General features: G+C 65.4%; 9 protein-coding genes. 7 read left to right on the top strand and 2 right to left on the bottom strand.

Annotated elements, in window-relative coordinates; translation table 11 throughout:
- Positions 1-170 precede the first annotated feature (170 nt).
- The 4 genes from folP to ACSQ3Q_RS15540 all read left to right on the top strand — a co-directional run bounded on the left by folP (position 171) and on the right by ACSQ3Q_RS15540 (position 4,212).
- Positions 171-1,004 carry a dihydropteroate synthase gene (folP, locus tag ACSQ3Q_RS15555; RefSeq protein ID WP_436135254.1) on the top strand — a complete coding sequence of 278 codons (834 nt, stop codon included), beginning with the start codon at positions 171-173 and terminating at the stop codon, positions 1,002-1,004.
- A gap of 122 nt (positions 1,005-1,126) precedes the next feature.
- Positions 1,127-2,461 (top strand): phosphoglucosamine mutase, encoded by a 1,335-nt coding sequence (gene glmM, locus ACSQ3Q_RS15550; protein WP_436135253.1) that lies wholly within the window; start codon positions 1,127-1,129, stop codon positions 2,459-2,461.
- Between the two features lie 82 nt (positions 2,462-2,543).
- Complete coding sequence (locus ACSQ3Q_RS15545) at positions 2,544-3,149, top strand: GNAT family N-acetyltransferase (RefSeq protein WP_436135252.1); 606 nt, start codon at positions 2,544-2,546, stop codon at positions 3,147-3,149.
- A gap of 25 nt (positions 3,150-3,174) precedes the next feature.
- Positions 3,175-4,212 (top strand): amino acid ABC transporter substrate-binding protein, encoded by a 1,038-nt coding sequence (locus tag ACSQ3Q_RS15540; RefSeq protein WP_436135251.1) that lies wholly within the window; start codon positions 3,175-3,177, stop codon positions 4,210-4,212.
- A 213-nt stretch (positions 4,213-4,425) separates the two neighbouring features.
- Here the strand turns inward: ACSQ3Q_RS15540 and ACSQ3Q_RS15535 are convergent, their stop codons facing one another.
- Both ACSQ3Q_RS15535 and ACSQ3Q_RS15530 read right to left on the bottom strand, forming a co-directional pair.
- Complete coding sequence (locus ACSQ3Q_RS15535) at positions 4,426-6,651, bottom strand: EAL domain-containing protein (RefSeq protein WP_436135250.1); 2,226 nt, start codon at positions 6,649-6,651, stop codon at positions 4,426-4,428.
- Positions 6,652-6,821: 170 nt separating this feature from the next.
- A complete protein-coding gene (locus ACSQ3Q_RS15530; RefSeq protein ID WP_436135249.1) occupies positions 6,822-9,773 on the bottom strand; it encodes a bifunctional diguanylate cyclase/phosphodiesterase in 2,952 nt (983 codons plus the stop codon).
- A 199-nt stretch (positions 9,774-9,972) separates the two neighbouring features.
- Here ACSQ3Q_RS15530 and ACSQ3Q_RS15525 point away from each other — a divergent pair, with 199 nt between their 5' ends.
- Genes ACSQ3Q_RS15525 through ACSQ3Q_RS15515 form a run of 3 tightly spaced genes read left to right on the top strand, consistent with a single transcriptional unit; the run spans position 9,973 to position 12,769 of the window.
- Positions 9,973-10,809, top strand: coding sequence for a GNAT family N-acetyltransferase (locus tag ACSQ3Q_RS15525; protein ID WP_436135248.1), 837 nt, complete (start codon positions 9,973-9,975; stop codon positions 10,807-10,809).
- Positions 10,809-11,681: a UDP-2,3-diacylglucosamine diphosphatase gene (locus ACSQ3Q_RS15520; RefSeq protein ID WP_436135247.1), complete on the top strand. Its 873-nt coding sequence runs from the start codon at positions 10,809-10,811 to the stop codon at positions 11,679-11,681. The genes ACSQ3Q_RS15525 and ACSQ3Q_RS15520 overlap by 1 nt, the downstream gene beginning before the upstream one ends.
- On the top strand, positions 11,678-12,769 hold the full coding sequence (locus ACSQ3Q_RS15515; RefSeq protein WP_436135246.1) for a glycosyltransferase family 4 protein: 1,092 nt from the start codon (positions 11,678-11,680) through the stop codon (positions 12,767-12,769). The genes ACSQ3Q_RS15520 and ACSQ3Q_RS15515 overlap by 4 nt, the downstream gene beginning before the upstream one ends.
- The last annotated feature ends 41 nt before the right edge of the window (positions 12,770-12,810 follow it).

Raw genomic sequence — 12,810 nt, 5'->3', positions numbered from 1 at the left:
GGGCCTTGTGCCCCGTTTTTCGTGGTGTGGTGCCGGGGTTCACTGACTGATGTTGCTAGTTCAGCTCTTGCAGTTCTGGCTCCGGTTCTGGTTCAGGCCTGGTTCTAACCTTTTTGCCGTTCCCGGCCTGGCATCCCGAGCACCGTTTTCGCCCTTCCTCCGACCGCTTCATGATCTGGCAGACCTCCCGCTTCGCCATCGACCTCGCCCGCCCGCAGGTCATGGGGATCGTCAATGTCACTCCGGATTCGTTTTCCGACGGTGGGCACCATGGCTCTGCGCTGGCTGCCTTGCGTCACTGCGAACAGCTGCTCAAGGAAGGCGCGGATATCCTGGACATCGGGGGCGAATCGACGCGGCCTGGCAGCCCGGCGGTGCCGCTCGAGCAGGAGCTGGCGCGGGTGCTTCCGCTCGTTCGGGATGCTGTTCACCTGGGGGTGCCCATCTCGGTGGATACCTACAAGCCGGAGGTGATGCAGGCGGCGTTGGACCTGGGTGCCGACATCGTTAACGACATTTGGGCGCTGCGCCAGCCGGGCGCTGCGAAGGTGGTGGCTGCGCATCCGCGCTGCGGCGTCTGCCTGATGCACATGCACCGCGATCCACAAACGATGCAGGCGGCGCCCATGCAAGGGGATGTGTTACCGCAAGTGCTATCTTTTTTAGAGCTGTCAGCGCAGAATCTGCAAGCGCTGGGGGTCAAAAAGGATCGGATTGTCATCGACCCCGGCATAGGTTTTGGCAAAACAGTCGCGCAGAACTTTGCCTTGCTTGCGCAGCAGCGGCGGCTGTGCGATGTGGGGTACCCGGTGCTGGCCGGGTGGTCGCGCAAATCGTCGCTGGGTGCGGTCACCGGGCTGGAGGTCGATCAGCGCATGGTGCCCAGTGTGGCGGCTGCCGTGCTGGCCGTGGAACGTGGCGCGTCGGTGGTGCGAGTGCATGACGTGCGCGATACCGTGGCGGCGTTGAAGGTGTGGGGTGCGATGCAGCAGGCCTTGGGCTGAGGCAGTGTGGCGGGTGGGGGCGCCAATCGGGGACAACCCGGCGCTGCGGGCCGCAGGATGTGGGGCGCCGAGGGGCGCGTTCAATAACCAATAACGAGAGATAGACGAGGAGACGCTCTGACATGACGCGCCAATACTTTGGAACCGATGGCATCCGCGGCACCGTGGGCCAGGCCCCGATCACGCCAGATTTTGTTTTGCGCCTGGCGCACGCCGTGGGCCGGGTGCTGCGCCGCACGGAAGAGCGCCCGACGGTGCTCATCGGCAAGGACACGCGGATCTCTGGCTACATGCTCGAAAGCGCGCTGGAATCCGGCTTCAACTCCGCGGGCGTTGATGTGGTGCTGCTGGGTCCGTTGCCCACGCCGGGGGTGGCCTATTTGACGCGCGCGCAGCGGGCCAGCCTGGGCGTGGTCATCAGCGCCAGCCACAACCCCTATCCCGACAACGGCATCAAATTCTTCAGCGCGCAGGGCACCAAGCTGCCCGACGCCTGGGAACAAGCGGTAGAGGCTGCCGTGGCCGAGGCGCCCGTGTGGGCCGACTCGGCCAGCTTGGGCAAGGCACGGCGGCTGGACGACGCTGCGGGCCGCTACATCGAGTTCTGCAAGAGCACTTTTCCACAGGACCTCACCCTGCGTGGTCTCAAGATCGTGGTGGATGCCGCGCACGGTGCGGCCTATCAGGTGGCGCCCAAGGTGTTCCATGAGCTGGGCGCCGAGGTGCTGTCGATCGGATGCTCGCCCGATGGCCTCAACATCAACCGCGACGTGGGCGCCACGCACCCCGATGCGCTGGTGCGTGCGGTTCGCGCCAACCGGGCCGATTACGGCATTGCGCTCGATGGCGATGCAGACCGGCTCCAGGTGGTGGACGCCACGGGTCGCCTTTACAACGGCGACGAGCTGCTTTACCTGATGGCCGCCGACCGCATGGGCCGCGACGAGCACGTGCCTGGGGTGGTGGGCACGCTGATGACGAACATGGCGGTGGAGGTGGCGCTGCAGGCGCGTGGCGTGAAGTTTGTGCGTGCCAAGGTGGGCGACCGCTACGTGCTGGAGGAACTGGCCCGCAACCAATGGCTGCTGGGCGGGGAGGGCTCGGGCCATTTGCTGGCGCTGGACCGCCACACCACCGGCGATGGCTTGGTGAGCGCACTCCAGGTGCTGCAGGCTTGTGTGCGCAGCGGGCGCACGGTGGCGCAGTTGCTGGCCGACATCACGCTGTACCCGCAGGTGCTGCTCAACGTGCGCCTGGCGCCGGGGCAGGATTGGAAGGCCAATCGCCTCCTGGAGGAAACCACCCGCGCGGTGGAGCAGGAACTGGGCGCCACCGGCCGGGTGTTGATCCGCGCCAGCGGCACCGAGCCGCTGCTGCGGGTGATGGTGGAAGCGCGCGATGCGAAGCAGGCGAGCCTGTGTGCACAAAAGCTCGTCGACGCGGTCCGTGCCGGCTGATGGCGCCACGCGATATTTCAGCCCTTTGGCGCACCTTGCGATCCGCTGCGCTGATGCCTTTGCCTCCAGCTGGTAACTCGTGATGTCCGCCACTCCTGACGCCAACAACACCGCCGCCGCTGCCGCCACCTCTGCGGCGGCTTCGGCCACCCCCGCCATCACCGTCCGCCGGGTGGACTATGGCAATGCCCGCGAAGCCCTGGCGCTGGTCGATCTGCTCGACAGCTATGCGAAGGACGTGGCCGGTGGCGGCACACCGCTCGGCGACGATGTAAAACGCGGACTCCCGGAGGCCTTGCGCCAGCGGGCCCAGGCCTTCAGCGTGATCGCCTGGGCCGCGGATACATCGGCGCTCCACGGCGAAGTGCCGGTGGGCTTGATCAATTGCCTGGAAGGTTTTTCGACCTTTGCCTGCAGGCCGTTGGTCAACGTGCACGACGTGGTGGTAGTGCCGGGTTGGCGTGGCCACCGCATCACCCAGCGTATGCTGCAGGTGGTCGAAATATTGGCCCGCGAGCGCGGCGCCTGCAAGCTCACGCTCGAGGTTTTGTCGGGCAACCACAGCGCGCTGCGCGCGTACGAGCGCGAAGGTTTTGCGGCCTACACTTTGGACCCCAGCATGGGGCAAGCACAGTTTCTTCAGAAGGTGCTGGATGGGGCAGGGCTGCTGCCACCCGCGGCACCCTGAATCATTTCCTCAAAGGCAAGACCGTATGAAGACTTTTCTTTGCCAGATCGCAGCGATGGGCGCCGCCGTATTGGCCGCGCTGCTTGCGGCACCTGCAGCCCACGCGGGCAAGACGCTGGACGCCATCAAGGCGCGCGGGCAGGTGGTGTGTGGCGTCAACACCGGGCTGGCCGGGTTTGCCATCGCCGACGCCGGCGGCAAATGGTCGGGCCTGGACGTCGATGTGTGCCGTGCCCTTGCCGCTGCTGTGCTGGGCGACGGCCAGAAGGTCAAGTACGTGCCCCTGGATGTGCCCCAGCGATTTACCGCGTTGCAATCCGGTGAGGTGGACGTGCTGTCGCGCAACACCACGTTCTCGTTGACGCGCGATGCGTCGCTGGGCCTGCACCAGACCGCCGTGACCTACTACGACGGCCAGGGCTTCATCGTGCCCACCAAGAGCAAGATCAAGAACGTCCGCCAGCTCAAGGGGCAGACGGTGTGCGTGCAGTCGGGCACCACCACCGAGAAGAACCTGATCGACTACTCGCGTGCGAACGACCTCGATATCAAGCCCGTGATGTTCGAGAAGATTGACACGGCCACCGGTGCGTACCTGGCCGGGCGCTGCATCGCGTACACCACCGATGCCTCGGGCCTCGCGTCCTTGCGCAGCCGGGTGCCGGGTGGGGCCGCAATACACAGCATCTTGCCGGACCTCATCTCCAAAGAGCCCCTGGGCCCCCTGGTGCGGCGGGGCGATGATGAGTGGTTTGCGGTGGTCAAGTGGGTGATCTACGGCCTGGTTGAAGCCGAGGAATACGGGGTGACGCAGGCCAATGCCGACCAGCTCAAGGCCAGCAGCACCCACCCGGTGGTGCAGCGCATCCTGGGCACCTCGGAAGACACCGGCAAGCTGCTGGGGCTGGACCGCGATTGGCTGCTGCGTGCGGTCAAGACGACCGGCAACTACGGCGAGATTTTCGAGCGCAACGTGGGCCCCAAATCGGCGCTGGGGCTGCCACGTGGCCTCAACAACCTGTGGAACAAGCAGGGCCTGATGTACGCATATCCGATTCGCTGACTTTGGCAGGGCTCGGCCTAGCTGGGGCCACGACGCGATGGACTGGCCCGCTGTGTTCAATTGCAAGGTGCTATGAAAATAATAGCTATAAGTGCTTATACATCAAGCGCTGGAGCCTATTTTTACTTGTTTTTAAGCCAATGATGGTTGCCTGTAGCTGCGCACAGCGCCGCAAGAAGTTGCAGGCCCTTCCAGGTGACTCACCGTCACCGCTCAGTGCAACTGCCGCCGCATGAAGGCCTCCAGCTCCGGCGCTGCCAGCGGCATGCTGAAGTGGTAGCCCTGCGCTTCGTCGCAGCCTTGCGCCCGCAAGAACGCCAGCTGCCCTTCGGTCTCCACGCCCTCTGCGGTGGTACGCATGCCCAGCGCCTGGGCCATGCGAATGATGGCGCTGACAATGGCGCGGTCGTTGCCGTCGTCGCCCAGGTCGCGCACGAACGACTGGTCGATCTTGAGCTTGAAGATCTGAAAGCGCTTGAGCTGGCTCAGCGATGAATAGCCGGTGCCGAAGTCGTCCATTGACATGCGCACGCCGCGCGCATGCAGCTGGTCCATGGTGGCCACTGCCGCGTGTGGGTCGTCTACCGCCACGCCTTCGGTCAGCTCCAGCTCCAGCGCATCGGGCGACAGATCGAACTCGGCCAGCATGCGGCTGACCAGCTCGGGCAACTGCGGTTCGCGGAACTGGATGGCCGACAGGTTGACCGCCATCGTGAGCCCCGGAAACCCGCCCGTGCGCCAGTCCCTGAGCTGCGCCAGCGCCGTGCGCAGCACCCACTCGCCAATCTGCAGGATCTGCCCGGTGTCTTCCGCAATCGGGATGAACTCGGCGGGCGAGACGCTGCCCAGCAGGGGGTGCTGCCAGCGCAGCAACGCCTCCACACTGCGCACCGCGCCGTTGGTCAGGCTCATCTGCGGCTGGTAGTGCAGATGGAACTGGCCGCGCTCGAGCGCCCGGCGCAGGGCGTTTTCAAGCTGCAGCGCGCGCACGGACTGGGCCTGCATCTCGGGCGTGAAGAACTTGAAGGTGTTGCGCCCGTCGAGCTTGGCACGGTACATGGCCACGTCGGCCGACTGGGTTAGCGTGTCGAAGTCGGCGCCATCTTGCGGAAACAGCGCAATGCCCATGGACGGCGCCATCGTGAGCTCGTGGTGGTCGATCTGGTAGTGCTGGCGCGAGGCCTCCTGCAGCTTGCCGGCCACGCGCGCCGCGCCGTGAGCGTTGGCGCCGGGCAGCAGCAGGATGAATTCATCGCCCCCCAGGCGCGAGACCGTGTCCTTGTCCCGCACCACGGCGCGCAGCCGCTTGGCGATCTCCACCAACAGCGCATCGCCCACGCGGTGGCCGAGCGAATCGTTCACGTGCTTGAAGTGGTCCAGGTCCAAGAAGATAAGGGCCAGCGGTGTGTTGCCCTCTTGCGCCACGCGGATCGCCTGCTGCGCACGTTCGGACAGCAGGGTGCGGTTGGGCAGGCCGGTCAGGGCGTCGTAGTGCGCCAGCCAGTAGATGCGTTCCTGGTCGGCCTTGCGGTCGTTGATCTCGCGGTGCAGGTTGTCCACCGTCTCGCGCAGCTCGCGGGTGCGGTCCTGCACCTGCTGCTCCAGGTCCTCGTGCGCTCGCGCCAGCGCCGCCTGGGCCTGCTTGCGATCGGTAATGTCCATCGTGATCCAGATGGCGCCCTGGGACAGGTCCGAAGGGTCGATCGACTTGCTGCGCACTTCGCAGATCACCGCCGTGCCGTCCTTGCGGCACAGCTCGATCTCACCCTCGTAGGTGCGGCCCGATGCCATCAGCGGATCGCAGCGGCGGCCCACGTCTTCCCAGGCCTCGTCACTGGCATACCACCGTCGTGACGAGCTGCCGGCAAGCTCTCCGGGCTGATAGCCCAGCATCTGTTCGAAGTGGTGGTTGCAGCGGGTCAGGCGCCGGTCGCGCAGAAAGACGATGCCCACCATGGCGCTGTCGAACAGGAGCTGCTTTTCACTCACCGCGGCGTTCAGGGCGGCCTGGGCGCGTTTGTGTTCATCGATGTCGTCGATGATCCAGATCGAGCCTTCGGTGGTGTCGTGCGGATTGATGAGCCGCCCGGTGAGGCTGCCCCAGAAGAGGCCGCCGTCGCGCCGGCGCAGGTGGCGCTCTACCCGAAAAGACTGACCCTGGGCGAGCACCGGGTACGCCATGCGGCCCAACTCCCGGAAGGCGTCCCGGTCCGGATAAAACGCTTCGGTGTTGAGCCCCACGAGCTGCTCGGCGCTCGCGTAGCCAAAGATGTCGGCATAGCGCTGGTTGCACCGGACGACACTGCGCTGGCGCAGGAACACGATGCCCACACCCGCACTGTCGAGCAGGGTTTGCTGTTCGCGCAAAGCGCGCTGCAGGGGGGTATCAAGAGCGGCTCCAGAACGCTGCAATTCTGGAGAGCTGGAAGGCGCAGACATGGAGACCGGACAGGCGAATGGCCAAGCGGCCTCAAGGGTATTTGTAGCAAATTGTAGCAGTCGACCCCTTTGCGCTTGGTTGTCGCGCTCTGCGCTGCTGTCCAGGCTTGGCGAGCGTCGGATGGTTAGCAGTTGCAATGTGCTCCGCACAGGCCTGCGCCAGAAGGTGTTCAGCGCTCGAGGTGCTCCCGCAAATACGCCTCGAATGCTGCAGCCGGAAGCGGGCGGCTGAAGTAGTAGCCCTGGCCTTCGTCACATCCCTGGGCCTGCAGGAAACGGATCTGCCCTTCGGTCTCCACCCCTTCGGCGGTGGTCTGCATGCCCAGCGCCTGCGCCATGCGGATGATGGCGCTCACGATGGCGCGGTCGTTCGGGTCTTCCTCGAGGTCGCGCACGAACGACTGGTCGATCTTGAGCTTGTAGATCTGGAAGCGCTTGAGGTAGCTCAGGGACGAGTACCCGGTGCCGAAGTCATCCATCGACAGGCGCACGCCGCGGTCGTGCAGCTGGTCCATCATGGCCAGCGCGGCCGCGGGGTCGTCCACCGCAGCGCCTTCGGTCAGTTCCAGCTCCAGCCGCCGCGCGGGCAGCCCGGCTTGTTCCAGGCACCGCGTGACCATCTCGGGCAGCTGCGGGTGCCTGAATTGAACCGCCGACACATTGACCGAGATGGCCCGCAATGGGAGCTGCAGATCGAGCCAGCGCTTGGCGTCGGCTACCGCGGTGCGCAGCACCCATTCGCCAATGGCAACGATCATGCCGCTGCTCTCGGCCACGGGAATGAACTCTGCCGGCGACACCATCCCCAGCTCGGGGTGGCGCCAGCGCAGCAGGGCCTCCGCCCCGACCACCTGCCGGTCGGTCAGCGAAACCTGGGGCTGGTAGTGCAGCTCGAACTGTTCGCGCTCCAGCGCGCGGCGCAGCGCGTTTTCGATCAGCAGGGCGCGGGCGGTGCGTTCCTCCAGGTCGGCAGTGAAGAAACCGTAGCGGTTGCGCCCGTTCTGCTTGGCGCGGTACATGGCGGCGTCGGCGCGCTGATAGAGGGTTTCGAACGAATCCCCATCCGCGGGGTACATCGCAATGCCCACCGACAAGGTGGTGGTGAGCTCGTACGGCTCAATCTGGAAAGGCTGGGACACGGCAGTGAGCAGCCGGCCGGCCACTTCCGCGGCGCCGGCTGCCGACGTGGCGGGCAACAGCAGCAGAAATTCATCGCCGCCCAGGCGCGATACGGTGTCCTGCGGTTGCAACAATGACTGCAGCCGCTGCGCCAACGCCACCAGCAGGATGTCGCCCACCCGGTGCCCCAGCGAATCGTTGACGTTCTTGAAATGGTCGAGGTCCAGGAAGAGCATGGCCAGCGTTCCGCCACGCGCCTGCTCTTCCTTGATATAGCGCTGCGCGCGCTCGGCCAGCAGCGCGCGGTTGGGCAACTCGGTGAGTGGGTCGAAGTGGGCCAGGCGTTGAATGCGGTCCTGGGCCTCCCGCTGCTGGGTGATGTCGCGAAACAGCGTGATCGAATGGGTGACCGTGCCCCGGCCGTCGCGCACGCTGCTGACCGACAACCACTGCGGGTAGGTGGATCCGTCCTTGCGGCGGCCCCAGGCCTCGCCCTCCCAGTTGCCGTCGTGAGACAGGCGCGCGTACACGGTTTCGGGATCGAAGTCGTGGCCCGATTCGCCCACGGTAAGCAGCCTGACGGTCTGCCCTACGGCCTCGGCCTCGGTGTAGCCAGTGATGCGCGTGAAAGCGCGGTTGATGCGCACGATGGTGTGTCCCGCGTCGGCAACAACGATGGCTTCACTGCTCTGGTCGAACACCCGGGCGGTGAGCAGCAACTGTTCCTGGGACCGCTTGCGCTCCGTGATGTCGCGCGACAAAAGGATGAACCGCGGCTTGCCGCCGGGAGACGCTGCCTTGCGCGCGGCCGAAAGCTCGAACCACGTGGTGCCCACGCCGGGCAGGTCCAGCATGATCTGCCGCCCTGTGGACCAGCCCTGCGCATCGGCTTCGGCCAGCACTTCCATGACCGACATGGCAGCCAGGGCGGGCATCACCTCTGTCACGTTGCGCCCGACCAAGGTGTCGGCCGGTGCCAGCAGCAATTCGGCCCGCTGGCTGTGGACGCTGCAGTAGCGGCCATCCTGGTCCAGCTCGAACAGCGGGTCCGGGATTGCGTCGATGGTGGCGTGCAGTTGCTCCTGCGTGGCCTGGATCTCGGAGGTGCGTTGGGCGACTTGGTAAGCCAGCCCGCGTTCATGGGCCTTCAATTCGAAAAGCAGCCGGGCCAGATAGGTCATCATCAAAGCGAACAGCAGGCCCAGCCCACAGCGCATGGCCAGCACGCCTGGGTCGCCCCAGCCGTTGATGGGCATGAGGCTCAGCGTCCATTGCCCATTGGGCAGGGTCAGGGGCCGGCTCACGGCGTCTGCGCTTGGCGGTGGCGTCGATGATGAAATGGTCTGCTGCTCGCCGGTATCGGGCCGCACGCGCCACAGCCGGTAGTGGTATCCGCGCACGGTGAGCTGCGGCAGGCGCGCGGCGGCCAGCACGTCAGGCAGCCGGATGGTGACGTAGGTGAACCCCCAGAAGACGCGCTGCCCGAGCGCATCGTCCAGATAGACGGGCTGGCGTCCCACGACCCCCAGGCCGCCTTGCACCAGTTCCATCGGGCCAGCCAGGGTGAGCCGCCCCGATTCCCGGGCCCGGGCAGATTCCGGCCCTTGCCGAGTGTCGTTGAGCTGGTCGAAGCCGATGGAGTTTTCGTTGCCCTTGCGCGGCACCACGTGGCGGATCACCCCTTGGGGCGACAGCCCCATGGCGGCGATGCCAGGGTAGAACGGCAGCATCTGGGTGCCGATCTCTTCGAACTGCGTCACCTGGCCCTGGCCCTGCCGCACCAGCGCGACCAGGGCGTTGTTGGCAGATAGCGCCAGCTCGATGGCTCGCTGCAGGGCCTGTGCATGGTCGCCCGCCATGTCGGCCACCTGCGTCTGTTGCTGTGCCCGCTCCTGCCGCTCAATAGCCCAGATCACCACGCCGGCACAGGCGGCCGCCAGGAAAAACACGACCAGCGAGCCCTTCAGAGGGCTTTGGAAGCGGGGTGAAGCAGAGGCTGGCACGGTGCGGGTTCCTCAGCCAATTATGCAGGCCCGGCCTTGCGCGCGGGAGGCTCTGGGCAGGGATCTGTTGTCACGGCGCTGACACGCTGTCGACATGGCGATGTCACGCGCCAAACCCACACTCCGGCGCAAGGGAAGCGGTTCCCGCCCCACGGCTGGGACTCCAGCTGAACCCGCCTGAACAAGGAGATGTTGCACCATGAATGAACTGCCCAGCCTGACGCCACTCATGTCTCCCGAAATTGTCCCCGGGCGGGCGCTTCATCGCATGGGGGAAAGCCCGGTGGCAACACTGTCGGCCCCTGCGCGCGGTGCCATTGAAGTGAGCTGGGCCCGGCACCAGGACGAGGTGCGCCAGGCGCAGCGGTTGCGGTTCGACGTGTTTGCTGCGGAGATGGGCGCTCGATTGACGACCCCCATCCCCGGCCATGACGTGGACCTGTTCGACGACTATTGCGAGCACCTGCTGGTGCGCGACGCCCAGAGCCGGCAAGTCATTGGGACTTACCGCGTGCTCACACCGGCGCAGGCGCGGCGCGTGGGCAGCACCTACAGCGACACCGAGTTCGACCTGACCCGCCTGCGGTCGCTGCGCCCGCGCATGGTAGAGCTGGGCCGAAGCTGCGTGCACCCAGACCACCGCCATGGCGGCGTGATCATGGCCCTGTGGAGTGCTCTGGCCGACTTCATGGTCCGCAACCAACTCGACACCATGATTGGCTGTGCAAGCATCCCGATGCTGTACAACGGCGTGGTCAGCGGCGATGCCGCAGCCAGCATCTGGCAGCAGGTGCGCAAGACGCATCTGGCACCCATTGAATACCACGTGTTGCCACGGTTGCCGTTGCCTGTCGAGCACCTCGACGGTTCGATCGTTGTGGAGCCTCCTGCACTTATCAAAGGCTATTTGCGCCTGGGTGCCCGGGTGCTGGGCGCACCGGCCTGGGACCCCGACTTCAACACTGCGGACCTGCCCATGCTCATGCGGCTGGCCGACCTGCATCCCCGCTACCGCAAGCATTTTCTGGGGGCCTGATGCGCGCCGCGTTCGATGCCCTCGGACCCTGGATGTCAGATGCCCTGGGCCCCGAGGACACCATGGCGCAGCCGTCGGCTCCGACAGCGGGACAGCGCCAGTACCGCGCGGTTTTCATCTCGGACCTTCACCTGGGAACGCCTGGCTGCCAGGCTGAAGCCCTGCTCGATTTTCTGAAGCACCACCCCAGCGACTACCTTTACTTGGTGGGCGACATCGTCGATGGCTGGCAGCTGCGCCGCCGCTGGTTCTGGCCCCAGGCCCACAACGACGTGGTGCAAAAGCTGCTGAGGCGCGCGCGCAAGGGGTGCCGTGTGGTGTTTGTGCCGGGCAACCATGACGAGTTCGCCCGCGCGTTCGTTGGGCATTCCTTCGGAGGTATCGAGGTGGCGTCTGACACCGTGCACACCACGGCCGACGGGCGCCACCTGTGGGTGACACACGGCGATCATTTTGACGGCGTGATCCAGTGCGCCAAGTGGCTGGCGTACCTGGGTGACAACCTCTATGAGTTCACGCTCAAGCTCAATCGCCATCTCAACACCTTGCGGGCGCGCATGGGGCTGCCGTACTGGTCACTGTCGGCCTACTTGAAAGGCAAGGTAAAAACAGCGCTCAATTACGTGACCGACTTCGAAGTGGCGGTGGCGGCCGAGGCCCGGCGCCGGGGCCACGACGGTGTGGTTTGCGGACACATCCACCGCGCGGAGATGCGGGAGATAGGCGGCACGCTTTATTGCAACGACGGTGACTGGGTGGAGAGCCGCACAGCTTTGGTCGAGCACCTGGACGGCCAACTGGAGCTGCTTCAATGGCATCCGTCAGCGGGTTCCGGAACGGCCTCTCGCATCGCGGCAGAGGTGGTGGCATGAGGATCGCGCTGCTGACTGATGCCTGGCAGCCCCAGGTCAATGGTGTTGTCACCACGCTGCTGGAACTGGTGCGCGAGCTTGAAGCCCTCGGGCACGAGGTGCAGGTCGTGCAGCCCGGCCAGTTCGCCACGCGGCCTTGCCCCGGTTACGCCGGCATCGAGCTGGCAGTTCGCCCGGCGAAAAAAGTGGCTGAGTTGCTCGATGAAATGAAGCCCGACGCCATTCACCTCGCCACCGAGGGGCCGATCGGCTGGGCTGGACGCAGCTACTGCTTGCGCAAGGGCCTCGCTTTCACCACAGCATTCCACACGCGATTTCCTGAGATTCTGAACGCCGCAGTGCGCGTCCCCCTCACGTGGGGCTACGCGCTGTTCCGGCATTTCCACCATCCATCCTCTGGCGTCATGGTGCCGACGCAAGGCGTTCTGCAGATGCTGGCAGCGCGGGGTTTCTGCAACCTGCGGCTGTGGACGCATGGTGTGGACACGCAGGCCTTTCCGTTCCATGGCGAGGTCACGCAAAGCCCTCTCACGGGGACGCTGGCCCATCCTGTCGCGCTGTACGTCGGGCGCGTGTCTTATGAGAAGAACATCGAGGCGTTCTTGCAGATGGACATGCCAGGCACCAAGGTCGTGTGCGGGGTAGGGCCCCTGGAGGCGCGATTAAAGGCGCGCTACCCGCAGGTGCGCTGGCTGGGCATTCTTGACCGCGCTGCATTGGCGCAGGTCTACGCGGCGGCGGATGTGTTCGTGTTCCCGAGCCGGTCCGAAACATTCGGTTTGGTGATGCTGGAGGCGATGGCCTGTGGCACACCGGTTGCTGCGTTTCCAGTCGAGGGGCCCATGGAAGTCCTTGGGGCTCACACCGGCCAGTCGCCCCAAGGCGGCGTGCTGCACGACAACCTGCTCCTCGCGAGCCAGCAGGCGTTGGCTGTGCCGCGCTGTGAGGCGCGTTCACGGGCGCTGGATTTCACCTGGGCGCATGCATCACGCCTGTTCGAGCAATATCTTGTCCCTGCGCGCTCAGGTGGTGTGACGGCTCAGGTTTCTGTCACAAAACCTGTCACATCATTGTCATCTGAGCGTTAAATACTGCGGTGATTCTGGACTTGCCGCGTTTGCTTACCTCA

It is taken from the genome of Acidovorax sp. LjRoot129 (genome assembly GCF_964253765.1).
Classification (GTDB): Bacteria; Pseudomonadota; Gammaproteobacteria; order Burkholderiales; family Burkholderiaceae_C; genus Acidovorax.
Note: the sequence above shows the minus strand (reverse complement) of the source record. Positions and strands in the feature narration are given on the sequence as shown.

Bases quoted from the DNA above. Each gene is read 5' to 3' on its own strand.
- folP (WP_436135254.1), top strand. From the start codon at position 171: ATGATCTGGCAGACCTCCCGCTTCGCCATCGACCTCGCCCGCCCGCAG.
- glmM (WP_436135253.1), top strand. From the start codon at position 1,127: ATGACGCGCCAATACTTTGGAACCGATGGCATCCGCGGCACCGTGGGC.
- ACSQ3Q_RS15545 (WP_436135252.1), top strand. From the start codon at position 2,544: ATGTCCGCCACTCCTGACGCCAACAACACCGCCGCCGCTGCCGCCACC.
- ACSQ3Q_RS15540 (WP_436135251.1), top strand. From the start codon at position 3,175: ATGAAGACTTTTCTTTGCCAGATCGCAGCGATGGGCGCCGCCGTATTG.
- ACSQ3Q_RS15535 (WP_436135250.1), bottom strand. From the start codon at position 6,651: ATGTCTGCGCCTTCCAGCTCTCCAGAATTGCAGCGTTCTGGAGCCGCT.
- ACSQ3Q_RS15525 (WP_436135248.1), top strand. From the start codon at position 9,973: ATGAATGAACTGCCCAGCCTGACGCCACTCATGTCTCCCGAAATTGTC.
- ACSQ3Q_RS15520 (WP_436135247.1), top strand. From the start codon at position 10,809: ATGCGCGCCGCGTTCGATGCCCTCGGACCCTGGATGTCAGATGCCCTG.
- ACSQ3Q_RS15515 (WP_436135246.1), top strand. From the start codon at position 11,678: ATGAGGATCGCGCTGCTGACTGATGCCTGGCAGCCCCAGGTCAATGGT.